At 59.6% G+C, this 25,171-nt stretch carries 21 protein-coding genes; 15 read left to right on the top strand and 6 right to left on the bottom strand.

Going from position 1 to position 25,171, the window contains the following annotated elements; genetic code table 11:
- Window positions 1–25 precede the first annotated feature (25 nt).
- The gene (locus tag M3N55_RS06710; RefSeq protein ID WP_249057685.1) at window positions 26–1,840 is read left to right on the top strand and encodes an ABC-F family ATP-binding cassette domain-containing protein; all 1,815 of its coding nucleotides are present in this window, start codon (window positions 26–28) and stop codon (window positions 1,838–1,840) included.
- 3 nt (window positions 1,841–1,843) lie between these two features.
- Here the strand turns inward: M3N55_RS06710 and M3N55_RS06705 are convergent, their stop codons facing one another.
- Window positions 1,844–2,608, bottom strand: coding sequence for a DeoR/GlpR family DNA-binding transcription regulator (locus M3N55_RS06705; RefSeq protein ID WP_249057683.1), 765 nt, complete (start codon window positions 2,606–2,608; stop codon window positions 1,844–1,846).
- A gap of 207 nt (window positions 2,609–2,815) precedes the next feature.
- Here M3N55_RS06705 and glpD point away from each other — a divergent pair, with 207 nt between their 5' ends.
- The 8 genes from glpD (at window position 2,816) to glpK (ending at window position 12,029) form a co-directional block, all read left to right on the top strand.
- Window positions 2,816–4,411 carry a glycerol-3-phosphate dehydrogenase gene (gene glpD, locus M3N55_RS06700; RefSeq protein ID WP_249057681.1) on the top strand — a complete coding sequence of 532 codons (1,596 nt, stop codon included), beginning with the start codon at window positions 2,816–2,818 and terminating at the stop codon, window positions 4,409–4,411.
- Window positions 4,412–4,421: 10 nt separating this feature from the next.
- Window positions 4,422–5,510 (top strand): ABC transporter ATP-binding protein, encoded by a 1,089-nt coding sequence (locus M3N55_RS06695; protein WP_249057679.1) that lies wholly within the window; start codon window positions 4,422–4,424, stop codon window positions 5,508–5,510.
- A 15-nt stretch (window positions 5,511–5,525) separates the two neighbouring features.
- Window positions 5,526–6,608, top strand: coding sequence for an ABC transporter ATP-binding protein (locus M3N55_RS06690; RefSeq protein ID WP_249057677.1), 1,083 nt, complete (start codon window positions 5,526–5,528; stop codon window positions 6,606–6,608).
- Window positions 6,608–7,477, top strand: a complete 870-nt coding sequence (locus M3N55_RS06685; RefSeq protein ID WP_249057675.1) for a carbohydrate ABC transporter permease — start codon at window positions 6,608–6,610, stop codon at window positions 7,475–7,477. Before M3N55_RS06690 ends, M3N55_RS06685 begins: the two co-directional genes overlap by 1 nt.
- Window positions 7,478–7,480: 3 nt before the next feature.
- Window positions 7,481–8,347: a carbohydrate ABC transporter permease gene (locus tag M3N55_RS06680; protein WP_249057673.1), complete on the top strand. Its 867-nt coding sequence runs from the start codon at window positions 7,481–7,483 to the stop codon at window positions 8,345–8,347.
- A 22-nt stretch (window positions 8,348–8,369) separates the two neighbouring features.
- The gene (locus M3N55_RS06675; RefSeq protein ID WP_249057671.1) at window positions 8,370–8,645 is read left to right on the top strand and encodes a DUF2160 domain-containing protein; all 276 of its coding nucleotides are present in this window, start codon (window positions 8,370–8,372) and stop codon (window positions 8,643–8,645) included.
- A 94-nt stretch (window positions 8,646–8,739) separates the two neighbouring features.
- Window positions 8,740–10,452 (top strand): ABC transporter substrate-binding protein, encoded by a 1,713-nt coding sequence (locus M3N55_RS06670; RefSeq protein ID WP_249057669.1) that lies wholly within the window; start codon window positions 8,740–8,742, stop codon window positions 10,450–10,452.
- Between the two features lie 86 nt (window positions 10,453–10,538).
- Window positions 10,539–12,029 (top strand): glycerol kinase GlpK, encoded by a 1,491-nt coding sequence (glpK, locus tag M3N55_RS06665; protein ID WP_249057668.1) that lies wholly within the window; start codon window positions 10,539–10,541, stop codon window positions 12,027–12,029.
- A 168-nt stretch (window positions 12,030–12,197) separates the two neighbouring features.
- Here glpK and M3N55_RS06660 read toward each other — a convergent pair whose 3' ends face one another.
- The 4 genes from M3N55_RS06660 to M3N55_RS06645 all read right to left on the bottom strand — a co-directional run bounded on the left by M3N55_RS06660 (window position 12,198) and on the right by M3N55_RS06645 (window position 16,780).
- Complete coding sequence (locus M3N55_RS06660) at window positions 12,198–12,965, bottom strand: DUF3800 domain-containing protein (protein ID WP_249057666.1); 768 nt, start codon at window positions 12,963–12,965, stop codon at window positions 12,198–12,200.
- On the bottom strand, window positions 12,962–14,761 hold the full coding sequence (gene lepA, locus M3N55_RS06655) for a translation elongation factor 4 (protein WP_249057663.1): 1,800 nt from the start codon (window positions 14,759–14,761) through the stop codon (window positions 12,962–12,964). The genes M3N55_RS06660 and lepA overlap by 4 nt, the downstream gene beginning before the upstream one ends.
- 56 nt (window positions 14,762–14,817) lie before the next feature.
- Window positions 14,818–15,678 (bottom strand): urea carboxylase-associated family protein, encoded by an 861-nt coding sequence (locus M3N55_RS06650; protein WP_249057661.1) that lies wholly within the window; start codon window positions 15,676–15,678, stop codon window positions 14,818–14,820.
- Between the two features lie 280 nt (window positions 15,679–15,958).
- Complete coding sequence (locus M3N55_RS06645; protein WP_249057659.1) at window positions 15,959–16,780, bottom strand: ABC transporter permease; 822 nt, start codon at window positions 16,778–16,780, stop codon at window positions 15,959–15,961.
- A gap of 100 nt (window positions 16,781–16,880) precedes the next feature.
- Between M3N55_RS06645 and cysQ the strand changes: the two genes are divergently transcribed.
- From cysQ to M3N55_RS06615, 6 genes are all read left to right on the top strand, one after another.
- Window positions 16,881–17,684, top strand: coding sequence for a 3'(2'),5'-bisphosphate nucleotidase CysQ (gene cysQ / locus M3N55_RS06640; RefSeq protein WP_249057658.1), 804 nt, complete (start codon window positions 16,881–16,883; stop codon window positions 17,682–17,684).
- A gap of 121 nt (window positions 17,685–17,805) precedes the next feature.
- The gene (gene galU, locus M3N55_RS06635) at window positions 17,806–18,699 is read left to right on the top strand and encodes a UTP--glucose-1-phosphate uridylyltransferase GalU (protein WP_249057656.1); all 894 of its coding nucleotides are present in this window, start codon (window positions 17,806–17,808) and stop codon (window positions 18,697–18,699) included.
- 127 nt (window positions 18,700–18,826) lie between these two features.
- The gene (locus tag M3N55_RS06630; RefSeq protein ID WP_249057654.1) at window positions 18,827–19,855 is read left to right on the top strand and encodes a glycosyltransferase family 2 protein; all 1,029 of its coding nucleotides are present in this window, start codon (window positions 18,827–18,829) and stop codon (window positions 19,853–19,855) included.
- A gap of 138 nt (window positions 19,856–19,993) precedes the next feature.
- Window positions 19,994–21,004 carry a glycosyltransferase family 2 protein gene (locus M3N55_RS06625; RefSeq protein WP_428982622.1) on the top strand — a complete coding sequence of 337 codons (1,011 nt, stop codon included), beginning with the start codon at window positions 19,994–19,996 and terminating at the stop codon, window positions 21,002–21,004.
- Complete coding sequence (locus tag M3N55_RS06620) at window positions 21,001–22,680, top strand: beta-1,6-N-acetylglucosaminyltransferase (RefSeq protein WP_249057650.1); 1,680 nt, start codon at window positions 21,001–21,003, stop codon at window positions 22,678–22,680. Before M3N55_RS06625 ends, M3N55_RS06620 begins: the two co-directional genes overlap by 4 nt.
- A 9-nt stretch (window positions 22,681–22,689) precedes the next feature.
- Window positions 22,690–24,105 (top strand): nodulation protein NodH, encoded by a 1,416-nt coding sequence (locus tag M3N55_RS06615; protein ID WP_249057649.1) that lies wholly within the window; start codon window positions 22,690–22,692, stop codon window positions 24,103–24,105.
- A gap of 107 nt (window positions 24,106–24,212) precedes the next feature.
- Here M3N55_RS06615 and M3N55_RS06610 read toward each other — a convergent pair whose 3' ends face one another.
- Window positions 24,213–25,148, bottom strand: a complete 936-nt coding sequence (locus M3N55_RS06610) for a nucleoside hydrolase (protein ID WP_249057646.1) — start codon at window positions 25,146–25,148, stop codon at window positions 24,213–24,215.
- Between the last annotated feature and the right edge of the window lie 23 nt (window positions 25,149–25,171).

Here is a 25,171-nt window from a genome sequence, read left to right as displayed (position 1 = left end):
CGCCAACGCAGCCTATATGCGCCCCATGGCACAAGCACCCCTGTTACAACTCTCTGGAATCGGCCTTGGCTTTGGCGGCAACCCGCTGCTGGACGGGCTGGATATGAACGTGCAACCCGGCGACCGCGTGGCGCTTGTGGGGCGCAACGGGTCTGGCAAGTCGACCTTGATGAAAATCATGGCCGGACTTGTGGAACCCGACTCCGGCACCCGCACCCTGCCGCCGGGCATGTCGGTCGGGTATATGGAACAGGACCCGGATTTCGCGGGTTTTGCCACTTTGGGCGATTACGCCATGCAAACGCTGGACCCGTCCGAGCAATGGCGCGTCGATATTGCCGCCGAAGGGCTGGAATTTGACCCGGACTTGGAGCCGTCCAAAGCCTCTGGCGGTGAGCGGCGCCGCGCGGCCCTTGCGCGGCTGCTGGCCGAAGCGCCCGACTTGATGCTGCTGGACGAGCCGACGAACCATCTGGACATCACCGCCATTCATTGGCTGGAAGAACGCCTGCGCGAGACTCGCGCGGCTTTCGTGCTCATCAGCCATGACCGCGCGTTTTTGCGCGCGCTGACACGGGCGACCCTCTGGGTGGATCGCGGGCAAGTGCGCCGCCGCGAAGCGGGCTTTGACGGGTTCGAGGAGTGGCGCGACAAGATCTGGGCCGAAGAGGACGATGCGCGCCACAAGCTGAACCGCAAGATCAAGGCCGAAGCGCGCTGGGCGGTCGAAGGTATTTCCGCGCGGCGCAAACGCAATCAAGGTCGGGTGCGCGCGTTGGCTGACCTGCGCGCCGAGCGCGCGGGCCAGATCAAGCGGCAGGGCACGGCGGCGATGGCGTTTGACGCAGCGCCACCATCTGGCAAGCTTGTGGCGGAATTGGATAGCGTGTCCAAATCCTACGGCGACCGCACCATCCTGCAAGATTTCTCTTTGCGGGTAATGCGCGGCGAATGCGTGGCCATGATCGGCCCCAATGGCGTGGGCAAGACCACGCTGTTGCGCCTGATGACCGGGCAGGAGCAGGCCGATCAAGGCGCGATCCGCCTTGGCACCAACCTGCAAACGGCGGTGTTTGACCAGACCCGCGCGCAGCTCGACCCGAATTCGTCACTGTGGGAAAACCTGACGGGCGATCCGCTGATGGCGGTGTCGGGGCAGGCCGATCAGGTCATGGTGCGCGGGCAGCCCCGGCATGTGGTTGGCTATCTGAAGGAATTCCTGTTCGACGAATCTCAGGCCCGCGCGCCGGTGCGCTCGTTGTCGGGTGGTGAAAAGGCGCGGCTTCTGCTGGCGCGGATCATGGCGCAACCGGCGAACCTGCTGGTGCTTGATGAGCCGACCAACGATCTGGACGTGGAAACACTGGACCTGCTGCAAGACCTGCTGGGCAGCTTTGACGGCACGGTGCTGCTGGTCAGCCACGACCGCGATTTCATTGACCGGATTGCCACCACCACGTTGGTCTTCGAAGGGGAGGGGCATGTGACGGCCTATGCCGGTGGCTGGTCGGATTACCTGGCGCAACGCTCCGAGACGGCGGCCCCCGCCACGGCGCCCATGCCCAAAGCGCAGGCCAAGCCGGTGAAAGAGGCGAAATCCGCCAAACCCAAGGCGCTAACCTTTACCGAATCGCACCGGCTGGAGAAATTGCCTGCCGAGATTGCGCGGCTGGAGGCCGAGATCGTCAAGCTGGAAGAGCTGTTGTCGGATGCCGAGTTGTTCACCCGCGAGCCGGTGAAATTCCGCAAAGCCACCGAGGCATTGACGCAGCGCCAGACCTCTCTGGCTGCGGCAGAGGAAGAATGGCTGACCCTTGCGGAACGCGCCGAAGCGGGCTGAGTGTCAGGCCTGCGCCGCCACCACCTCGGTGCCCCAATCGGCGCAGGATTGGCCCAAGCTCTCTGGCACGGGGCGGTCGGTGAAGAACACGTCCACATCGGCCATAGACGCAATGCGGGCCGGCGCGCTGCGCTTGAACTTGGAATGGTCCGCCACCAGAAAACTGCGGCGTGACTGGCGCAAGATGGCTTGGCTGACGCTGACTTCCTGAATGTCGAAGTCCAGCATGTCGCCGTCGATATCCAGCGCCGAGCAGCCGATCACGGCAAGGTCGAACTTGAAATTGCGGATGGTTTCGGCGGCAAGCTGCCCGACCAGCCCGCCATCGGCACGGCGCAGATGGCCGCCTGTCAGGACAATTTCGCAGCCCGGATTGGACACAAGAATATTGGCAACATTGATGTTGTTCGTAACTACCATCAGGTTCTCACGGTGCAGCAATTCATGCGCGACCGCTTCTGTCGTGGTGCCGATATTCAGGAATAATGACGAGTTGTCAGAAATCCGCGCAGCGCAAGCCCGTGCGATCGCAGATTTTGCGTCCGTATTCAGCGCGCGGCGTTCTTCGTAGCCGATATTCGTTGTCCCGGATGGCAGGATCGCGCCGCCATGCACGCGTTCCAGTTTGCCGGCATCGGCCAGTTCGGTCAGATCTCTGCGGATGGTTTGCAGGGTCACGCCAAAATGCTCGGCCAGCCCGTCGACGGTGACTTTCCCCTCGCGGCGGGCGATTTCCAAGATGGTCGGATAACGGAAGGTTTGCGACATGTACGCGGCTCTGAATTTACAAAAAGGTAATGATATGGGCAAACCGCGCCAAGGCAAACAGTTGCGGTGCGGAAAGTTTTGATTTTATCTAGTTTTCAAGGCTTTCGCCGCTAAATCCCCAAAAACGAACACAAACGAAAATAAAACTATTGCGTTTTTCATTTATCTGCGCAAGTTTGTGGTCAGTTCGAAGCTTGGGAGGAAGCGATGAGCCAGCGTTTGTCGCGCGTCAGCGACGTGTTCATTATTGGTGGTGGTATCAACGGGTGCGGGATTGCACGCGATGCTGCCGGGCGCGGCCTGTCGGTTGCGCTGGCCGAGATGAACGATATTGCATCGGCGACATCCTCTTCTTCGACAAAGCTGTTTCACGGTGGCTTGCGCTACCTTGAATATTTTGAATTCAGGCTTGTCCGCGAAGCCCTGGTCGAACGTGAGGTATTGCTGCGCGCCATGCCGCATATCGCGTGGCCCATGCGCTTTGTGTTGCCGTATCACAAGGATATGCGGTTCGAGTCGGACACGCCGACCTCGCGCTTGCTGAGTGTTGTCATGCCCTGGATGAAGGGACGGCGCCCGGCTTGGTTGATCCGCTTGGGCTTGTTTCTGTATGACACTTTGGGCGGCCGCAAGATCCTGCCGGGCACCCGCACGCTGGACCTGCGCAATAGTCCCGAAGGCGCGCCTTTGCAGCCGCAATTCGCCAAGGCTTATGAATATTCCGATTGCTGGGTCGAGGATTCGCGCCTTGTGTCGCTGAATGCCCGCGACGCCGCGATGCGCGGGGCACAGATCATGACGCGCACCAAGGTCGTCTCTGCGCAGCGCGAGGATGATCTGTGGCGTGTAGAAACAGAAGACACGGAAACCGGCAGCACCAAAGTGCATTATGCGCGGATGCTGGTGAACGCGGGTGGGCCTTGGGTGGGTGATATCATCCAGACCAAGCTGCGCAGCAACAGTAGCGATGGCGTTCGCCTTGTGCGCGGTAGCCATATCGTGACCCGTAAACTGTTCGACCATGACAAGTGCTACTTCTTTCAAGGGACCGATGGGCGGATCATTTTCGCCATCCCCTACGAGACGGATTTCACCCTGATCGGCACCACGGATGCCGAGCATGAAGACCCCTCGAAAGCGCCCGAATGCACCCCGGAAGAACGCGACTACCTGCTGAATTTCGCCAGCCAATATTTTGCCAAGCCGGTGACCAAGGAACAGGTGGTCTGGAGCTATTCCGGTGTCCGCCCGCTTTATGATGACGGCGCATCCAGTGCGACGGCTGCCACACGCGATTACACGTTGAAGGTGGACAAAGCCGGCGGTGCGCCGCTTTTGAATATTTTCGGCGGCAAGATAACCACTTACCGGCGGCTCGCAGAGGCTGCGATGGACAAGATCACGGCGGAGCTTTCCGTGACCAAGGGGAATTGGACAGCGGGTGTGACATTGCCTGGCGGAGATTTCCCGGTGGATGGCGTGTCTGAGCTGGTAGCCGAATTGCGCCGGAACTATCCCTTCCTGACCAACGCTTGGGCGCTGCGCCTGGTGCGGGGGTATGGCACGGATGTCGCGCGCATTCTGGAGGGCGCGACCGGTGCAGAAGATTTGGGCCGCGATTTTGGCGCAACGCTGACCGAGGCAGAAGTGCTTTGGTTGATGGAGCATGAATTCGCAAAGCGGGCCGAGGATGTTGTGTGGAGGCGCAGCAAACTGGGGCTTCGGCTGTCAAAGGATGAAATTGCCGCGCTTGACGCATGGATGGCAACACAACGCGAGCATATGCGCCAAGCGGCGGAATAAGGGGGGCGGCATGTCGTTGGAGTTACAGGGTGTATCGAAACAGGTTGACGGACAGGTGCACATCTACCCGACCGACCTGACGTTGGAAAAAGGCACGATGAACGTGCTTTTGGGCCCAACGCTCTCGGGGAAGACATCGCTGATGCGGCTGATGGCGGGGCTGGATGTGCCCGCGACCGGAAAGGTGATCTGGAACGGCAAGGACGTGACCGGAATGCGGGTTCAGGATCGCAAGGTTGCGATGGTCTACCAGCAATTCATCAACTACCCGTCAATGAGCGTTTACGACAATATCGCCTCTCCTATGAAGCTGATGGGACTGAAACAGTCTGAGATTGATGCCCGCGTGCGTGAAACAGCGGAACTTATGAAACTGACGCCTATGCTGGACCGCAAGCCGCTGGAATTGTCGGGCGGGCAACAACAGCGCTGCGCATTGGCGCGCGCCTTGGTTAAGAATGCCGGGTTGGTCTTGCTGGACGAACCCCTTGCCAATCTGGATTACAAGCTGCGCGAGGAATTGCGGATCGAAATTCCCAAGATATTCGAGGCGTCCGGGTCGATATTCGTCTATGCCACAACCGAACCGGAAGAGGCGCTTTTGCTGGGTGGCAACACCGCTACCTTGTGTGAGGGGCGTGTCACGCAATTCGGCCTGACGCCCGATGTTTACCGCCAGCCGGTCGATGCGACGACCGCGCGGGTTTTCAGCGATCCGCCCATGAATTTTCTGACGATCCAGAAAAAGGGGGGCGCTATCGCCTTTGGCGATGGACAAAACGCCCCTGCAACGGGTCAGTTGGCGGCATTGGCAGATGGCGACTATATCGCCGGGTTCCGGCCCAACCACTTGGAAATCGGCAAACATTCCGCCGATGCAGTCGAATTTCACGCCACGCTGAACGTGACGGAACTGACCGGCTCGGAAACCTTCGTGCATCTGGACCATCATGGCGAACGCTGGGTGGGGTTGGTGCATGGCGTGCACGAGTTGGAGTTGGGCCGCGAGTTGTCGGTGTGGCTGGACCCGCGCCATGTCTACATTTTCGACGCAGATGGCCACTTGGTCGCACCCGCCGCTTACGCGCTGGCGGCCTGAGGAGGATACGACGCTTTGGCACGCATCACACTCGACAATCTTGCGCATTCTTACCTTCCGAATCCAAAATCGGAAGATGATTTTGCGTTGAAGGAACTTAACCATGACTGGGAGGATGGCGCGGCCTATGCGCTGCTTGGGTCATCCGGCTGTGGTAAATCCACGCTTCTGAACATCATTTCCGGGCTGCTGCACCCGTCTCAGGGCCGTATCCTGTTCAACGGGGAGGACGTGACGCAGGCCACGACGGCAGATCGCAACATTGCGCAGGTGTTCCAGTTCCCGGTGGTCTACGACACCATGACGGTGCGCGATAACCTTTCCTTTCCGCTGCGCAACCGGGGCGAAGACCCGGCTTATGTTGCCGCGCGGGTGCAGGAAATTGCAACCATGATCGGGATGGAGGCAGAGCTGGACCGCAAGGCGCGCGGGCTGACAGCGGATGCCAAGCAGAAGATCAGCCTTGGCCGCGGCATGGTGCGCAAGGATGTCAATGCGCTGCTGTTCGACGAGCCGCTGACCGTGATCGACCCGCATATGAAGTGGGAATTGCGCACGCAGCTTAAGAAGTTGCATCACGATTTTGGCCATACGATGATCTATGTCACGCATGACCAGACAGAGGCGCTGACCTTCGCTGACAAGGTGGTGGTCATGTATGACGGGCGCGTGGTGCAGATCGGCACGCCAGAGGAATTGTTCGAGCGGCCCGCGCATACTTTCGTGGGGTATTTCATCGGCTCTCCCGGTATGAACGTGATCCCGGCGCAGGTGGAAGGCGCGCGCGCCATCGTGCATGGCACCGAACTGGCGCTACCCGATGGATATGGCACGATTACCGGCAAGACCGCCATTGGCATCCGTCCCGAATTCGCGCGTCTGAGCGCCGATGCGGGCCTGCCCGTGAAGGTGCGGCGCGTCGAGGATGTGGGACGGCATAAGCTGGTCCGCGCAGAGCTGTTCGGACAAGAAATCAACATTGTTGCCGGAGAAGACGACCAGATCAGCCCGGATATGACCCGCGTCTGGTTCGATCCGGCGCATGTGAATGTCTATGCCGACGATTGGCGCGTCGCGCCACAGGGGAGGGCCGCGTAATGAACAAGACCGTCAACCAGAAAGCATGGTTTCTTGTGCTCCCGGTCCTTATTCTTGTGGCGTTTTCGGCGGTTATTCCGCTGATGACGGTGGTCAACTATTCGGTGCAGGACAGTTTTGGCAACAATCAGTTCTTCTGGGCCGGCCTAGAATGGTTCGAGAAGATGTTGCATGACGACCGCATGTGGAACGCGCTGCAACGGCAGTTGATGTTCTCTGGCATCATCCTCGCGATAGAAGTGCCGCTGGGCGTGTATGTCGCGCTGAACATGCCGAAAAGCGGGTTCTGGGCCAGTTTCTGCCTTGTGGTCATGTCCTTGCCGCTGCTTATTCCGTGGAATGTGGTGGGCACCATCTGGCAGGTGTTTGGCCGGGTGGACATTGGTCTGCTGGGTTACACGCTTGATAAACTTGGGATTGACTACAACTACACTCAGGACCCGTTCGATGCATGGGTGACGATCATCGCGATGGATGTCTGGCATTGGACATCATTGGTGGCACTGTTGGCCTATGCCGGGCTGAAATCCATCCCAGATGCTTATTATCAGGCGGCCAAGATTGACCAAGCCAGCCGTTGGGCCGTGTTTCGGTATATCGAACTGCCCAAGATGATGGGCGTTCTGATGATCGCTGTGTTGCTGCGCTTCATGGACAGTTTCATGATCTATACAGAGCCGTTCGTTGTCACCGGCGGCGGGCCGGGCAGCACGACCACGATGCTTTCGATCGACCTGGTGAAAATGGCACTTGGCCAGTTTGATCTTGGTCCGGCTGCGGCCTTCTCGATCATGTATTTCCTTGTGATCCTTGCGATCAGCTGGGTGTTCTACACGGTGATGACCAATCTAGACAAGAAGGGGATGTGACGGATGGCCGATGCAATCGTGACCCGGACCGCCAGCAGCGCCAAAACCCGCACCGGGTTCGGCCTGCCGCGCATCAACAGCCGCGCCGTGGTGATGACGCTCTACCTCGTGTTCCTGATGTTGCCGATCTATTGGCTGATGAACATGAGCCTGAAAACGAATGGCGAAATCCTCAGCAGCTTCACGCTTTGGCCGCGTGATCTGACATTGCAGAACTACGTCACCATTCTGACCGACCCAAGCTGGTATATGGGCTATGTCAACACGCTGATTTATGTGGTGCTGAACACGGTTATCAGCCTCGCCGTGGCGCTGCCTGCCGCCTATGCCTTCAGCCGCTATCATTTCATGGGCGACAAGCACCTGTTCTTCTGGTTGCTGACCAACCGCATGGCACCGCCTGCCGTGTTCGCGCTGCCGTTCTTCCAGCTCTATTCCTCGGTTGGGCTGTTTGACACGCATATCGCGGTGGCGCTGGCGCATTGTCTGTTCAACGTGCCGCTGGCGGTCTGGATCCTTGAAGGGTTCATGCGCGGCGTGCCCAAGGAAATTGACGAGACCGCCTACCTTGACGGCTACAGCTTTGGTGCTTTCTTCGTCAAAATCTTCACTCCGCTGATCGCATCGGGCATCGGGGTCGCGGCGTTCTTCTGCTTCATGTTCTCATGGGTGGAACTGCTGCTGTCGCGCACCCTGACCACGGTCAATGCCAAACCCATTGCGGCCACCATGACCCGCACGGTCGGCGCGGCGGGTGTCGATTGGGGGGTGCTGGCTGCAGCAGGTATCCTGACCATCGTGCCGGGGGCCTTGGTGATCTATTTCGTGCGCAACTATATCGCCAAGGGCTTTGCCCTGGGCCGCGTGTAAACCAGCATAGGGAGGACGACACATGGAGTGGATGGCCTGGACCCAACCAACCGCGATCTTTTTCATCGTTATCGCAAGCCTGCTGGTGCTGTTCACCGTGCTGGCGCTCAAATTCCCGGAAAGCCCGCGTGTGGGCATCCTGCGCATAGAGACGACGCGCGGCGACCGCCTGTTCATCACGCTTCTGGGAAGTGCTTTCATTAATCTTGCCTGGCTGGGTCTGGTCGGACCCGACACCCAGCCTTGGGCAATGGCAGTCTGCCTGGTCTATGCCGCAGCGGTGTTCCGCTGGGTCTAGGCCAAGACAGTGCGCAGGCGTGACAGGGGAGGGGAGGCCCGGCTTGCGCAACATGACCGCCCCATTTCACCGGTTCAAAAAGGGAGGACACCACATGAACCTTAACCTCAAATCAACCACGGCGGCGCTGCTGATCCTTGCGGGTCCGGCCTTCGCCGATATGGACGCCGCGCGTGCGTTCCTGGACGCAGAGATCGGCGACCTGTCGTCGTTGACCCGCGCCCAGCAAGAAGCTGAAATGCAGTGGTTCATCGACGCGGCGGAACCGTTCCGCGGCATGGATATCACAGTTGTGTCGGAAACCATCACCACGCATGAATACGAAGCGCAGGTGCTGGCCCCGGCTTTCAGCGCAATGACCGGCATCAACATCACGCATGACCTGATCGGCGAAGGCGATGTGGTCGAAAAGCTGCAAACGCAGATGCAGTCGGGTGAAAATGTCTATGACGCCTACACCAACGACTCTGATCTGATCGGCACGCATTGGCGCTACCAGCAGGTGCGTAACCTGACCGACTGGATGGCAGGCGAAGCCGCCGATGTCACCAGCCCGACCCTGAACTTGGAAGACTTCATCGGCACCCAGTTCACCACCGGGCCGGATGGCAAACTGTATCAGTTGCCATCACAGCAATTCGCCAACCTGTATTGGTTCCGCTACGATTGGTTCAACCACCCGCAAAGCCAGGAAGATTTCCGCGCGGCCTATGGGTATGACCTTGGCGTTCCGGTCAACTGGGCAGCCTATGAGCATATCGCCGAGTTCTTCACCGGACGCGATATGTCCTATGCCGGTGGTCCGGCTGACAATGTCTTTGGCAACATGGACTACGGCAAAAAAGACCCCAGCCTTGGCTGGCGCTACACCGATGCGTGGATGTCCATGGCTGGCATGGGCGACACGGGTGAACCCAACGGCCTGCCGGTCGATGAATGGGGCATCCGCGTGAATGAGGCGTCACAGCCCGTGGGCGCCTGTGTCGATCGTGGTGGGGCCGCCAACAGCCCTGCGGCTGTCTATGCGGTGGAAAAAGCCATCGACTGGCTGAACAACTACTCGCCGCCCTCTGCTATGGGCATGACCTTCTCTGAAGCAGGTCCGGTTCCCAGTCAGGGCAACATCGCGCAGCAGATGTTCCTTTACACCACCTTCGTGGCACCGCTGGTCGACAGCGATGCGGTCATGAACGAAGATGGCACGCCGAAATGGCGCCTCGCACCCAGCCCGCATGGGGTATACTGGAAAGAGGGCCAGAAGGTTGGCTATCAGGACGTGGGTTCCTGGACGCTGATGAAGTCGACCCCGGTCGACCGGGCGAAAGCGGCTTGGCTTTATGCGCAATTCGTCACCTCGCAGACAGTGGATGTGAAGAAGAGCCATGTTGGCCTGACCTTCATCCGCGAGTCCTCCATCAATCATGAAAGCTTCACCGAACGCGCACCGCGTCTGGGTGGTCTGGTGGAATTCTACCGCTCGCCCGCGCGCGTGCAGTGGTCGCCCACCGGCACCAATGTGCCAGACTATCCGCGCTTGGCGCAGCTGTGGTGGCAGAATATCGGTGACGCAATGGCTGGTTCCAAAACCGCGCAAGAGGCGTTGGATTCGCTCTGCGCCGATATGGAAAGCGTGATGGAGCGGTTGGAGCGCGCTGGCGTTCAGGGCGATCTTGGCCCGAAGATGAACGAAGAGCGTGATGCTGACTACTGGTTCGCCCAGCCCGGCGCACCTTACCCCAAGCTGGAGAACGAGGATGAAACCCCGATGACCGTCTCTTACGACGAACTCATCGCATCCTGGCAGTAATCGCGAGCTGACAGGGGGCCGGGGTTATTGAAAACCCCGGCCCTTTTTCTATGCTGATCCAACCTGCACAAAGATAGGCCCGCCGCATGACCCTGATCCTCTCCATCGACCAAGGCACCACCTCGACCCGCGCCATCCTGTTCGACCAGACATTCGGCATGGTCGCCAGCGCGCAGGAAGAATTCACGCAGCATTACCCGGCGTCGGGCTGGGTAGAGCATGATTGTTCAGACCTGTGGTCCACCACCGCGGCGACCTGCCGCGCGGTAATGGAGAAAGCCGGCGTCAAGGCAGGCGATATCGCCGCCATCGGCATCACCAACCAGCGCGAAACCACGCTGGTCTGGGACCGCAAAACCGGTAAACCCATCCACAACGCCATCGTCTGGCAGGACCGGCGCACGTCAGACATGTGCAAACGACTGGCCGCCGAGGGGTTCGAGGAGACCGTCACGGATCGCACCGGCCTGCTGCTGGACCCGTATTTCTCTGGCACCAAACTGGCGTGGCTGCTGGATAATGTAGAGGGCGCACGCACCCGCGCCGAAGCCGGGGAACTGGCCTTCGGCACGGTCGATACATGGCTGGTCTGGAACCTGACGGGCGGCGCGTCGCATGTGACCGACGCCACCAATGCCGCGCGCACCATGCTTTACGACATCCGCAAAGGCCGCTGGTCGCAGACCATGTGCGACCGCTTGGGCATTCCCATGTCCATGCTGCCAGAGGTGCGCGATTGCGCGGCGGAGTTTGGCGAAACCCGGCCCGACCTGTTCGGCGCGCCCATTCCCATCCTTGGCATTGCAGGCGACCAGCAGGCCGCGACCGTGGGGCAGGCCTGTTTTCAACCCGGTATGCTGAAATCCACCTATGGCACCGGCTGTTTCGCGCTGCTGAACACGGGCGATGTGGCGGTGCGCTCGCAGAACCGCTTGCTGACCACCATTGCCTACCAGTTGGACGGCACGCCGACCTATGCGCTGGAAGGGTCCATCTTTATCGCGGGGGCGGTGGTGCAATGGCTGCGCGACGGGATCAAGATCATCCGCGCGGCGCCCGAAACCCAAGGGCTGGCCGAGAGCGCCGACCCGGCGCAAGATGTGGTGCTGGTCCCCGCCTTCACCGGCCTTGGCGCGCCCTATTGGAACGCGGAATGTCGCGGCGCGATCTTCGGGCTGACGCGCAATTCGGGACCGGCGGAACTGGCCCGCGCGGCGCTGGAAAGCGTGGGCTTCCAGACGCGCGATCTGCTGACGGCGATGCAGGCGGATATGGGCGGGGCGGAATCTGCCGTGCTGCGGGTGGATGGCGGCATGGCGGCGAGCGATTATGCCATGCAGTTCCTGTCCGACATTCTGGGCGCGCCGGTGGACCGGCCGAAAGTGCTCGAGACGACCGCGATGGGGGCGGCGTGGCTGGCGGGCCACAAGGCGGGCGTCATGCCGGGGATGGACGACTTCGCGGCATCCTGGGCGGCAGAGGCGCGGTTCGAGCCTGCGATGGACGAGGATGTGCGCAAGGCCCGCACCGACGCGTGGAAGCGCGCGATTGCGGCGACGATCGGGTATGCGGGGTAGCTCAGGCCGCGCGGCGACCGTCGAGCAGGGCGGGGATGGTCATTGCCCCTGTGCTGAAGTTTATGACTAGCATTTGGACGGCTGTTGCACTATATGTTGTGTAAGATCTGAACCCAGGCATAACCTGGTATTAGGATCTTTTGGCGGGCAGGTGACTGTCCGCCCTTTTCATATCATGACTATCCCTAGTGGGTCCCGTGCACTGGCGTTTTTGTTTAGAATGGGTTCGAGTCTGTCAAAATATTTTGCAGCACTCTTTCGCTTTACATACGAATTTGGATTAAGCTTCTGCATCAAAAAGTAAGCTACGACATCGCAGGCTTGAATTGGCAACGAGGATTTTGAGTCGCGCTCGGAAGGGTCTTCAACGATTCTCGTTATGGGCCTGTTGCTAAATCCACCACCATATCTATTTGGAATGGGGTTATGACGAGCCATTCTGCGCATTTGCAGTTGAAGAGTCCTGCCAGCAGTGGCGTCTGTGAAAACGGTTCCAAATGATCTCTTGTAGCCACCGGGGAAGTTTCCATGGGTGAGCGTGTTCTCAAAACGTTGGAATAAGGTTCCCCACGCTGTTTCAAATATCTTATAGTCGTTTGGTTTATTTGACTTGTTCACAACCACATTCGTTATTGAAATTGAGTTAAGTTTTGCAAGTTCGTCAATTTTGTTTCGTAAGATTGCCAGCCTCTGATGCTTTTCAATCCCAAAGGCATTTTTTCGAATGAATTCTGCGGAGTGTATTTCTGAACGCATTGGCAGTCCATAAATATCCCTAAGCGTTCGTCGAAACTCTATTAAACGATCAATGAAGTCTCTCCACTCGCTTTCATGGACGACTATACCAGACAAACAAAAATATCTTGATTGCGTTATGTTATTTCCAGGGTCGCCGCTTTCATCGACATACATTAAATACAAGTGGTTTTCCCTCACCCATCCATCTTCAACGCCGAGATAAACGCCTGCTGCGGGATCTCCACTTTCCCGAACTGGCGCATCTTCTTCTTGCCCGCTTTCTGCTTGTCCAACAACTTCCGCTTGCGCGAGACGTCGCCGCCGTAGCATTTCGCCGTCACGTCCTTGCGCAACGCCGCCAAAGTCTCGCGCGCGATGACCTTACCGCCAATCGCCGCCTGGATCGGGATTTTGAACATGTGGCGGGGGATCAGCTCTTTCAGCTTCTCGCACATCAGCCGCCCACGCCCCTCGGCACGGTCGCGGTGGACCATCATCGACAGCGCATCGACCGGTTCGTCATTCACCAGCACCTGCATTTTCACAAGGTTATCTTCGCGGTAGCCGGTGATCTCATAGTCGAAGGACGCATAGCCCTTGGTGATGGATTTCAGACGGTCATAGAAATCGAACACCACCTCGTTCAGCGGCAGGTCATAGACCACCATCGCGCGCGACCCGGCATAGGACAGGTCCAACTGGATGCCCCGGCGGTCCTGACACAGTTTCAGCACATCGCCCAGGTAATCATCCGGCACAAGGATCGTGGCCTTGATGCGCGGTTCCTGCACATGGTCGACATGGGTCAGGTCGGGCAGGTCCGCGGGGTTGTGCAATTCCTGCATGGTCCCGTCGCGCATATGGATGTGATAGACCACCGAGGGCGCGGTGGTAATCAGGTCCACCCTGTATTCGCGCTCCAGCCGGTCGCGGATCACTTCCAGATGCAGCAGCCCCAGAAACCCGCAGCGGAACCCGAAGCCGAGGGCGGCAGAGGATTCCATCTCATAGGTAAAGGACGCGTCATTGAGCGCCAGTTTCTCGATCCCGGTGCGCAAATCCTCGAATTCCGCCGAATCGACTGGGAACAGACCGCAGAACACCACCGGCACCGACGGTTTGAACCCCGGCAGGGCTTTGGCGCAGGGTTTCTTGTCATGCGTGATGGTGTCGCCGACCTTGGTGTCGCGCACCTGCTTGATGCTGCCGGTGAAGATGCCGATTTCGCCCGGTCCAAGTTCGGCCACGTCCACCATGGCGGGTTTCAGAACCGACAGCTTGTCGATGCCGTATTTCGCGCCCGTCTGCATCATGCGGATGTTGTCGCCCTTGCGGATGACGCCATCCATGACGCGGATCAGCACGACCACGCCCAGATAGGGGTCATACCAGCTATCGACCAGCATGGCTTTCAGCGGTGCATCGCGGTCGCCTTGGGGGGCGGGCAGGCGTTTGACAATGGCTTCCAGCACATCGGGAATGCCAAGGCCGGATTTGGCGGAAATCAGCACCGCGTCAGAGGCATCCAGCCCGATCACATCCTCGATCTGGGCGCGCACGGCATCGGGTTCGGCGGCGGGCAGGTCGATCTTGTTCAGGACAGGCACGATTTCATGGTCGGCATCGAGTGCTGTGTAGACATTGGCGAGCGTCTGCGCTTCCACGCCTTGGGACGCATCCACCACCAGCAGCGAGCCTTCGACCGCCTGCATGGAGCGCGAGACTTCATAGGCGAAATCCACGTGGCCGGGCGTGTCGATCAGGTTCAGCACATAGGCTTCGCCATCCTGCGCGACATAGTCGATGCGCACGGTGTTGGCCTTGATGGTAATGCCGCGCTCGCGTTCGATATCCATCGCGTCGAGCATCTGCTCTTTCATGTCGCGGTCGGATACGGTGCCGGTTGACTGGATCAGCCGATCCGCCAGCGTGGATTTTCCGTGGTCGATATGCGCCACGATCGAGAAGTTCCGGATATGGGAAAGCTGTGTCATGCCCGCTGATATGTCGCGCTTTCCCGTCCCGGTCAATATGGCTTGATGGTGTGGCGCTATTCGGGCGCGTGGCGGCGCGAGTAGCGGTTGTAGGATGGGGCATACCAGCCGTCTAATTGGCCCGCTTTCGGCGCGTAGACCGTCACCTCCAGCGGGTGGCAGGTGGCGGCGTCAGAGCTGTGCTCGGCCCCGCAATCGCCGCCGGGGCAGGCGGAGAGCACACCAAGAAGGTCGATCTCTGCGAAGAATTCGATGTAATCGCCTGCGCGCGCCGGGCTGGTTTTCATGAAATACTGGCCCGTGTCGCGGGTAAAGCCAGTGCACATGAACACGTTGAGCACATCGTGGATATGCCCTTCGGCTTCGGTCAGCGGCATGCCCATTTCGGCAGCCAGCGCGCGCGTCAGGTTGGAATGGCAGGTGTTGTGGTAGTCCTGCCCGGTCAGAAGGTGGTGCGTGTAGGGGTCGCAGCGCGTGCCGATCACGTCATGCACCCGGCCGCCGAATTCATCCTGCCCATACCATGACAGCGTGTCCTCTGTGATCGTGGCCATCGGGCGCAGATAAGGCAGGCAGGACCATAGCCGGTTTCCGATGCCCACATGGCTGCCGTGAAGCGCGCGGGTTTTTCCGGAAAAGAACCGCTCGTCCAGATTGCGGGCGGCAAACAGGTTCAGATCCCCGACCTGCGCCCCGTCCGGGCAGGTAATGCGAAAGAAACTGCCTGCGGTGACATGAAAGCACCTGGCCTGTCGCGGGGGGATGCGCGTGTGATCCGTAGCTTGCGCGGTGTCGCGGGCCGCGCGGTATTGGTCTAGGGGCGGGACATGCAGCGTGTCGTTCGGGTAGCAGATGACAGGGACAACCTGGCGGCGCGCGTCAGCGTCTGGCGGGGCCTCGGTCGGTGTTTTGGTCATTGCTGCTCTCCTGCCAGACAATGTTTCGGGTTTCGTCCTTTCGGAAGCGCCATCTCTGCGCCGCACGCCGCGCAGACGTGCAGAACCCGCCCATCCGCCAAGGCACGCCGATCTTCCCGCCAGCGGCACCCGCGCCGCTGCCAAGGCCGCAAGATCAGAATTGCGGCAAAGACGATCAAAAGTCCGAGTATTAAGACCATCCGCTAAAATTGGACGTGTTGCGCAGCGATTTCAAGGCATGGCCGCAAATGATGACGGTCAAATAACGTGTGTCGGAGGATTACTGCCGCGCGGCCCAGCTCAGCGATGCGCGGTTGCGGGTGTAGAACTCTCCCAGCATGCCGATAACGATCAGGCACAGACTGAAGATGAGCGGATAGTAAAGCCAAGTGTTGAAGGGGTTGTAGTTGATAAAAGCAAATCCGCGCGCTTGGTCAATGGCATGAAACAGCGGGTTCCATGTGAAATAAGGCAGCACACTTGCAGGCAGCGTGTTGGCCAGAAAGAACTTACCCGACGCGACCATGTTCATGCGCGAGATCAGCGTGGTCAGCAATTTCGCAACCGATGGAAACCATGGTTTGATCGCATACATCACAAGGCCGATGGCCAGCCCGGAAAACCAGACCGCTAAAAGCATGGCAAAGGCCCCGAAGGGTTTGTCGATAACCACCGGCGTCCAGATCGTGTGATACAGGAACAGAATGACCGCGATTGACAGGATTTGGATGTAAAGCTCTGCCAAGGCTGCGCCGCCAATCGCCACGATCGGGTTCATGGGGCGGTGTTTCATCATCGCAGAATTCGGCCCCTCTGCCGAGGCGACGGCAGAGAGCGTTTTGATATGCGCCATGAACAGGACAACGCCGCTCATAAGGTAAATCAGCGTATCGCCCCGGATGGCGGCACCGCGCGCCCCGGCGAACACGAAGATAAGTAGAAACACACCCAAAAGAATCATCGTTTGCACAATGTTCAGCATCAGGCCGATGATGGCATTGCCGTGGTTCTTGCGAACATTGCGCACCGATTGGGTGAATATCAACTCTAGCGTGTGCCAAAGTTGCCACCAGAAAGAGCGTGATGTGGTCGGGCTGAACATATGAGCCGGTTTCCGATTGTCGCCTGTGTGCCATGCCAATATAGAAAAATTTAGACGAAATCACGGCAAACGACAATCTGCCGCTGCTTAAGGAGCTATCATGTTGCGTGCTGTCGACCGTGTCGCCCTGTTTCGCCGCCTTGCATTGGAAGCGGGGGCGCAGATCATGCAGGTTTATGACAGCGCCGATATGGGGGTGGAAAGCAAAGCCGATGACAGCCCGGTGACGCGCGCCGACAGGCTGGCGGATGATGTTATCAGCGCAGGTCTGCGCGCTGAAATGCCCGATGTCGCGCTTGTGACCGAAGAACAGGCCGACACGCACGGGGCTACCGCGTCTACCTTTCTGATTGTCGACCCTTTGGACGGCACCAAAGAATTCATCAAGCGGCGCGGGGATTTCACCGTCAATATAGCGCTTGTCATGGACGGCGTGCCAGTGGCCGGGATTGTCTACGCCCCGGCGAAGGGCCGGATGTTCTACACGGATGCGGATGGTGCCAGCGTGGAAGAGCTTGGCCCGTTCGACCCTGTTACCCCCGGTCAGACCCGTCCGCTGCATCTCAGCGCGCCCGATGCGAGCGCATTGATAGTGGTCGCGTCTAAATCGCACCGCGATGCCGCAACCGATGCCTATATCAACCGCTACAATGTGGCCGACATGCGCAGCGCCGGGTCGTCGTTGAAATTTTGCCTTGTCGCCGCAGGAGAGGCGGATCTTTACCCACGCCTTGGCCGAACTATGGAATGGGACACGGCGGCGGGCGACGCTGTGCTGCGCGGCGCGGGCGGGCAGGTGCTGCGTTTTGACGACCATACGCCGTTGCATTACGGCAAGCCCGGCTATGAAAACCCGTTCTTCATTGCCCGTAACCCGAAGGTTGACCTGGTTTTGCCGGAATAAGGCAGTGGGCCTTGATGAATTCGTTAACTTTTACGATTCTGCGCAAAGTCTGAACGCAAACCTGCCGCATTTACCCCGTTAGGTGACGTTATGTGAAACGCCATCCAGAACGGAGTATGGAATGAGACGCAAGGTTACGAAAGCGGTCTTCCCTGTCGCAGGGATGGGCACCCGGTTCCTGCCCGCGACAAAGTCGGTCCCGAAAGAGATCATGACTTTGGTGGACCGCCCTCTGATCCAATACGCGATTGATGAAGCCCGCGCAGCGGGGATTACGGAATTTATCTTCGTGACCTCGCGCGGCAAAGGTGCATTGGAAGACTATTTCGACCGTGCCCCGGAACTGGAAGCGTCCTTGAAGGCAAAGGGCAAAACAGCCCTTCTGGAGGTGTTGGAAGACACCAACATGGATAGCGGGGCGATTGCCTATGTCCGCCAACATCAGGCGCTTGGCCTTGGCCATGCCGTGTGGTGCGCGCGCCACCTGATCGGAGATGAGCCCTTTGCAGTGCTGCTGCCCGATGACGTCATCGCCGCAGACACGCCCTGTCTGCAACAGATGGTCGAAGCCTATGAGGAGACCGGCGGCAACATGATCGCGGCGATGGAAGTCGCACCGCATATGGCGTCGAGCTATGGCATCATGGATGTCCCGCCGACGATTGGCCGCAGCCTGCAAATGCGCGGCATGGTCGAAAAACCTGCGCCAGGCACACAACCTTCAAACCTGGCCGCGATTGGCCGCTATATCCTGTCACCTGATGTGATGCGCCATCTGGGCGAAATCAAACCGGGTGCGGGGGGCGAAATTCAGTTGACCGACGCAATTGCCCGCGAGATTGCAGAAAAACAGAACGTTTATGGCTACCGTTTTGACGGTCAACGCTATGATTGCGGCTCGAAAGCCGGGTTCCTGCAAGCGACTGTGGCTTTTGGCCTTGCCCGTTCGGAACTGCATGACGAGTTGGATGATTTCCTGACGGACCTTATGGCGCAGCGTCAGGCCGCGCAGTAGGCAGTGTTGCCTCCCGACGAAATCCGGGGCGCCCGTTTGGGGCGCTCTGTTTTGCGTTGGGGTTAGCTTGGGCTTGCGCTTTCGGGCCTGTCGCGCTTCTCTGGGCCAAGCTAGGCAAAAGGCGCGCATGTATTCCGAACTGCCCTCCTCGCAAGATCACTGGTTCCGCTTCCGCATGGATTGGAAGCGCCGTCGGTTGCGTGCGCGCGCCATCGCCAAAGCGCGCGAATTGCGCACCCTCAAGCGCGGTCGCTGGGGCCAGGGGGCGATCCTGCTGTTTTGCACCATCCGCAATGAGGGCGACCGGATTGACTGGTTTCTGAAACACTACCGGGCGCTTGGGGTGGATCATTTCTGTTTTGTGGACAATGGCAGCGATGACGGAACATTAGACACGCTTCTGGCGCAGCCCGATACGTCAGTCTGGAGCACGCAGGCCAGTTATCGCGCCTCGCGCTTTGGTGTGGACTGGCTGAACTGGCTGATGCTGCGCCACGCGCGGGGCCATTGGTGTGTGGTTGCCGATGCCGATGAATTGCTGATCTATCCGCATTGGCAGACCCGTCCCCTGCGCGCGCTGACCGACTGGCTGGACGACACAGACCAACCGATCCTGCCTGCAATGATGCTGGAACTTTACCCCAAAGGCGCACTTGACCGGGTGCATGTGACGCAGGGGCAAGACCCGCTGCAAACGCTGCATTGGTTCGATCCCGGCAATTACACCATATCGCACAAACCTTTGTTGGACTGCCTGCTTATTCAGGGGGGGCCGCGCGCGCGCGCATTCTTTGCGGACCAGCCCAACCGCGCGCCCACGCTGACCAAGCTGGCCTTGGTGAAATGGACCGCGCATAACACATGGGTCAACTCGACCCATTCCATCCTGCCGCGCCATCTGAACGCGGTTTATGCGCGGGGGGCGGGCGAGGGGATTTCAGGCGCGCTCTTGCACACCAAGTTTCTGCCCCAGATCGTAGAGCGCGCGCCGGTGGAAAAGGCCCGCGCCGAGCATTTCGGCAACGCGCCGGTATTCGATGCCTATTACGATGCAGTGGCCGCCGCTCCTGATCTGTGGTGCGCGCACTCCGCCCGGTTCGAGAGTTGGGAGCAGCTTGAAAGCCTTGGTCTCATCTCTCGGGGTGGCTGGGCCTGAGAAAGAACTGGTTTCGTTGCCATGTTTTAGGCAACAATAACCGCTATTGGGCAAGATCGTTGCATTTGGCCAACCGCTCGGGCATGACTGGATCAAGGCTGCCGAAGTTGGCCGATGAGAGTGTGCGAGTGGTATTTAATGGGATTTAAAACTCAATTGAAATTACGTGCAAGGCGGCAAGTCAAGCTGATGCGCGCGCTTCGGAAAAGTCTGGAATTGCGCACGCGTGTCAACCGCACCGATCGCATCCGGCCCAACGATGTTCTGTGCTTCACGACACTGCGCAACGAACATCTGCGCCTGCCCTATTTCCTGGAGTATTACCGCAAGATGGGGGTCGGCCATTTTCTGATGGTCGATAACGGGTCCGATGATGGCACGGCGGAGTATCTTGAAAAGCAACGTGACGTGTCGCTTTGGACCACGCAGGCCAGTTACAAAGGGTCTTGCTTCGGGGTGGACTGGCTGAACCACCTGCAATGGCGTTATGGGGCGGATCATTGGTGCCTTGTGGCCGATGTCGATGAATTCCTGCTGTATCCCTATGCTGACACGCGCCCGTTGCAGGCGCTGACAGATTGGCTGGATAGCCAAGGGCGCAAGTCGTTTTCGGCCATGCTGCTGGACATGTATCCCAAAGGCCCGATCGCTGCCCAGCCCTATAGTGCGGGGCAAAACCCGTTCGAAATTGCGCGTTGGTTCGATGCGGCCAATTATTCACTTAAGCAGAACCCACTGATGGGCAATTTGTGGATACAGGGTGGCGTGCGCCAGCGTCTGTTCATGGCCGACAGCCCAGAGCAGGCACCGGCGTTGAACAAGGTGCCGCTGGTGCGCTGGTCGCGCAAATACGCCTATGTCAGCTCCAGCCACATGGCCTTGCCGCGCGGCTTGAACCGCGTTTATGACGATACCGGTGGTGAGCAGGCGTCTGGCGTGCTGCTGCACGCCAAGTTCCTTGATACGATCATGGATAAGGCGAATGAGGAATTACAGCGTGGCCAGCATTATGCGGACAGCCGCGAATACCGTGCCTATGACCTGAAATTGCGCGACGGGCAAAACCTTTGGTGCGAACATTCAACCGAATACATAAACTGGCGTCAGTTGGAAATTCTGGGGCTGATGTCGAAAGGGGATTGGGCATGAACGCAGCAGCCCCGACACTGGGTGTGGTTATGTTGTGCCACACGGCGCTGGACCGCGCCGCGCAAGTCGCGCGGTTCTGGCTGAACGCGGGCTGCGCGGTGGCGCTGCATATCGACAGCGCCGTGCCGCAAGCGCAGGTCGCCGCCATGCAAGCAGATATCGGCGCGCATCCGCTGTTGCGCATGGCCCCGCGACACCGCTGCGAGTGGGGCTCATGGAGCATTGTCGCGGCCAGCCAGAGCGCCGCAGAATTGCTGCTGCGCGATTTTGGCAGTATCGGGCATGTTCTTCTAATGTCGGGCGCCTGCCTGCCATTGCGCCCGGCGGCAGAGCTTGTCACCCATCTGCGGGCGCATGAGGGCACGGATTTCATAGAATCGGTCGCCGTCGACCATGCCGACTGGATCACCGGCGGGCTGTCGCGCGAACGCTTCACGCTCTATTTCCCGTTCTCCTGGCGCAAACGGCGCTGGCTATTCGACCGCATGGTGGATCTGCAACGCCGCTTCGGTATTTCACGCGAAATCCCGCGCCCGCTGGAGCCGCATATGGGGTCGCAATGGTGGTGCCTGTCGCGTGCCACGCTGGAAGCGATCCTGACGCATCCCAAGCGGGCACGCTACGAGCGTTATTTCAAAGGCTGCTGGATACCTGATGAAAGCTATTTCCAGACTCTGGCGCGCCTGCATGGGCGGCGCATCGAAAGCCATTCTTTGACCTTGGTGAAATTCGACCGCAACGGGCGGCCCAATCTGTTCTACGACGACCATCTGCAACTTTTGCGCCGGTCTGATCGGTTTCTGGCGCGCAAAATCTGGCCGCAGGCAGAGAATCTGTATCGGTTTTTCCTGACAGATCAGGCCAGCAAACTGGCGCCTGTGCCCGCCGAGCCTGCCAAGATCGACCGCTATTTCGAACTGGCCGAACGCCAACGCACCGAAGGGCGCGCGGGCCTGTATATGCAAAGCCGCTTCCCGCATGACGGCAGCGGGCAGGCGTTGACCGCTGGCCCCTATTCGGTGTTCAGCGGGTTCGACCAGTTGTTTCGCGGCTTTGAGTACTGGCTGGGACAGGCCACGGGCACGCGCGCGCATGGTCATCTTTATGCACCCGAGAAGGTGCATTTCCACGGTGGGGCGAAAATCTGGCATGGCGCGATTTCCGACAGCGCGGCGCTGCGCGATTACAACCCGCGCATGTTCCTGACCAACATGCTTTGGGCTACGCGCGGCGAAAGACAGTGTTTTTCTATCGCTGCGCGTGACCATATCCCCGCAGACCTGATGTGGTTCATGGCCAAGGATCGCAACGCCCAGATTTCGGTGGTCAGCGGGTGTTTTCTGCTACCGCTGTTTCGTGGCGAGTTCCGGCCTGACGACCTGCTAGCTCATGTTGCATTGCTGCAAAAGCGCGAACAGCATATGTTGTCCGTGTTGCAATCGCGCTGGGTTCAGGCGGATGTGCGGGTCTGGACCCTGGCCGAATTTCTGCAAGCGCCGGAGCGGAACCTGTCCGAGGTCTTGGCCAAGATGCTGCCCGACGCTGCTGTCGCCGGGACCAACCAGCCAGAGATGCAGTCGCTTGACGGGTTGGAAGATTTCTTGAAGGAATTGCGCAACAAGGGCTTGCCCCCGGTGCTGCTGCGCGATTTCGAAGGCCGTTCAGGCGCGATATAGGAACTTCCCATGACAAATGACGCCCCTTTCGACTATTTCGTCGTTTTGGCCGAAATGCGCACAGGGTCCAACCTGGTCGAGGCCAATCTAAACGAATTCGAGGGCATTACCTGCGAAGGTGAGGTGTTCAACTCGCATTTCATATCGCATGAAGGCAAGGCAGAGCTGTATGGCGTCACGCTGGCCGAACGCGACCGCAACCCGATGGCGCTTTTATGGGCCATTCGCGAACAGGCCGACCTGACGGGGTTCCGGTTCTTTCATGACCACGATGCACGGGTGTTGCCCACCTTCATGCAAGACCCACGCTGCGCCAAAATCATCCTGACGCGCAACCCGCTGGACAGCTATGTGTCGCTGAAAATTGCGCAGGCCACGCAGCAATGGAAGTTGGGCGATGTGAAGACCAAGCGCTCGGCGCAAGTGGGCTTTGACCCGGCGGAATTCGAAGACCATGTGACGCGTATTCAGTCGTTTCAGACCCAGATCCTGCGGATGTTGCAGACCAGCGGGCAGACTGCGTTCTATCTGGCCTATGAAGACGCCAATGATGTCGAGGTTCTGAACGGGCTGGCGACGTGGCTGGGGATGGCATCACGGATCGAGGCACCCTCGCGCAAGCTGAAGCGCCAGAACCCCGAACCGCTGGAGCAAAAGCTGACAAACCCCGGCGCAGTGCGCGAGGGGATGGCGCGACTGGACCGGTTCAACCTGTCGCGCACGCCGAATTTCGAACCAAGGCGCGGGCCGATGGTCTGGGGGCTGCGCGCCTGCGCAACCTTGCCGGTGGCTTACCTGCCCATCCCCGGCGCGCCCGATCCGGGCGTTCTGGACTGGATGGCGAAGATTGACGAGGGCCGCCCCGTGCAGGCCGATTTCACCGCGCATACTTGGCGCGAGTGGCTGCGGACGCATCCGCGCCGCGCGCTGTTCACGGTGCTGCATCACCCGCTTGCCCGCGCGCATGAGGTCTATCTGCGGCAGGTCTTGCATGGCCAGCGCGCCAATGTGCGGGCGTTTCTGGCGCGTGTGCATGGGGTGGAGCTGCCCGAGAAAGACGCGATGAATCGCTACGATACCGCGCTGCACCGGGCGGGCTTTCTTGCATTTCTGCGCTTCGCGGCAGCCAATCTGAACGGGCAGACCGCGATTGCGGTCCTGCCCGCATGGGCCAGCCAGACGAAAGTGATCGAAGGTATGATGGGGCAGGCGGCGCTGCATAACCTGCTGCGCGTGGACGGCTTGGCGCGTGATTTGCCCGCGCTGGGCCGCGATCTGGGGCTTGAGCTGCCGAGCTTTACCCCCGTGGCACAGCCGCGCCGCTTTACGCTGGCCAGCATTTACGACGCCGAGATCGAGGCGGCCGGTCGCGCTGCCTATGCGCTTGACTACGAGGCGCTGGGGTTCGAGGATTGGACCGCATAGAGCCCGTTGCACCTGTCGCGGCGTGGCAAGGGGGCTTTGCCCCCGCCCGGACCCGTTCCGGGCCCGGACTCCCCCAGGATATTTTTACAAGGATGAACCGGCAGGGGTCAGAGCCGCGATAGCCGGTCGGTCAGAAGTGCGAAGAAGCCATCCGCATCAACATCGCCGATGAACAGGGCGTTGGCTGCACGACCGCTGACCCGCCACCAATCGGCGACAGTCATGCCAAGTGTCAGCTCCGAGCCGGTCTCGATCTCGACATTGATATGGCGTCCGGTGAAGAGGTCGGGCGCGATCAGGTAGGCAATTGTGCAGGGGTCATGCAGTGGCGCGCCGGAGGAGCCATATTTCTCCTTGTCGAACCGCTCGAAGAAATCGGTCCAGCTTGCGACCGCCGGTCCAACCGTGCCGGGAAGGGCGCGGAAAGCCGCAACGCGCGGGGCAGTGACAAGTGCTTTATGGGTCACATCGAGCGGCATGACGACCAGATCGACCCCCGCCGCGAACACGATCTTGGCCGCTTCCGGGTCGACATAGATGTTGAATTCGGCGGTGGGGGTGATGTTGCCCACCTCGAAATAGGCGCCGCCCATCAGCACGATCTGTTGAATGCGCGGGATGATGTCGGGTGCGCGCTGCATGGCGGTGGCGATGTTGGTCAGAGGGCCGATGGGGACCAGAGTGACTGTACCAGCAGGTTCCCGGCGTAATGTCTCGATCAGGAAATCGACCGCGTGGCCATCGGCAAGTGGCATGTCAGGGGCGGGCAGGTCGACACCGTCTAGGCCCGTTTTACCATGGACATGTTCCGCCGTGACCAGCTTGCGCGCAAGCGGCGCGTCGCAACCGGCATAGACCGGCACATCCACCCGCCCCGCCAATTCACAGACCTTGCGCGCGTTGATATGGGTGAGCGGCAAGGGCACGTTGCCAGCAACGCAGGTTATGCCCACCACTTCTAGTTCCGGCGAGGCCAGCGCGAGCAGAATCGCGACGGCGTCATCCTGTCCTGGATCTGTGTCGATGATGATTTTGCGGGGCATGGCCGGTCCTTATCTTTGGCCTG

The sequence above is a fragment of the Roseinatronobacter domitianus genome (assembly GCF_023336755.1).
Lineage (GTDB): Bacteria > Pseudomonadota > Alphaproteobacteria > Rhodobacterales > Rhodobacteraceae > Roseinatronobacter > Roseinatronobacter domitianus.
The sequence above is the reverse complement of the archived record's forward strand: the minus strand, read 5'-3'. Positions and strand labels throughout refer to the sequence as shown.

Coding starts and splice junctions, on each gene's coding strand:
- M3N55_RS06710 (WP_249057685.1), top strand. CDS start 26: ATGGCACAAGCACCCCTGTTACAACTCTCTGGAATCGGCCTTGGCTTT.
- M3N55_RS06705 (WP_249057683.1), bottom strand. CDS start 2,608: ATGTCGCAAACCTTCCGTTATCCGACCATCTTGGAAATCGCCCGCCGC.
- glpD (WP_249057681.1), top strand. CDS start 2,816: ATGAGCCAGCGTTTGTCGCGCGTCAGCGACGTGTTCATTATTGGTGGT.
- M3N55_RS06695 (WP_249057679.1), top strand. CDS start 4,422: ATGTCGTTGGAGTTACAGGGTGTATCGAAACAGGTTGACGGACAGGTG.
- M3N55_RS06685 (WP_249057675.1), top strand. CDS start 6,608: ATGAACAAGACCGTCAACCAGAAAGCATGGTTTCTTGTGCTCCCGGTC.
- M3N55_RS06680 (WP_249057673.1), top strand. CDS start 7,481: ATGGCCGATGCAATCGTGACCCGGACCGCCAGCAGCGCCAAAACCCGC.
- M3N55_RS06675 (WP_249057671.1), top strand. CDS start 8,370: ATGGAGTGGATGGCCTGGACCCAACCAACCGCGATCTTTTTCATCGTT.
- M3N55_RS06670 (WP_249057669.1), top strand. CDS start 8,740: ATGAACCTTAACCTCAAATCAACCACGGCGGCGCTGCTGATCCTTGCG.
- glpK (WP_249057668.1), top strand. CDS start 10,539: ATGACCCTGATCCTCTCCATCGACCAAGGCACCACCTCGACCCGCGCC.
- lepA (WP_249057663.1), bottom strand. CDS start 14,761: ATGACACAGCTTTCCCATATCCGGAACTTCTCGATCGTGGCGCATATC.
- M3N55_RS06650 (WP_249057661.1), bottom strand. CDS start 15,678: ATGACCAAAACACCGACCGAGGCCCCGCCAGACGCTGACGCGCGCCGC.
- M3N55_RS06645 (WP_249057659.1), bottom strand. CDS start 16,780: ATGTTCAGCCCGACCACATCACGCTCTTTCTGGTGGCAACTTTGGCAC.
- cysQ (WP_249057658.1), top strand. CDS start 16,881: ATGTTGCGTGCTGTCGACCGTGTCGCCCTGTTTCGCCGCCTTGCATTG.
- galU (WP_249057656.1), top strand. CDS start 17,806: ATGAGACGCAAGGTTACGAAAGCGGTCTTCCCTGTCGCAGGGATGGGC.
- M3N55_RS06630 (WP_249057654.1), top strand. CDS start 18,827: ATGTATTCCGAACTGCCCTCCTCGCAAGATCACTGGTTCCGCTTCCGC.
- M3N55_RS06625 (WP_428982622.1), top strand. CDS start 19,994: ATGGGATTTAAAACTCAATTGAAATTACGTGCAAGGCGGCAAGTCAAG.
- M3N55_RS06620 (WP_249057650.1), top strand. CDS start 21,001: ATGAACGCAGCAGCCCCGACACTGGGTGTGGTTATGTTGTGCCACACG.
- M3N55_RS06615 (WP_249057649.1), top strand. CDS start 22,690: ATGACAAATGACGCCCCTTTCGACTATTTCGTCGTTTTGGCCGAAATG.
- M3N55_RS06610 (WP_249057646.1), bottom strand. CDS start 25,148: ATGCCCCGCAAAATCATCATCGACACAGATCCAGGACAGGATGACGCC.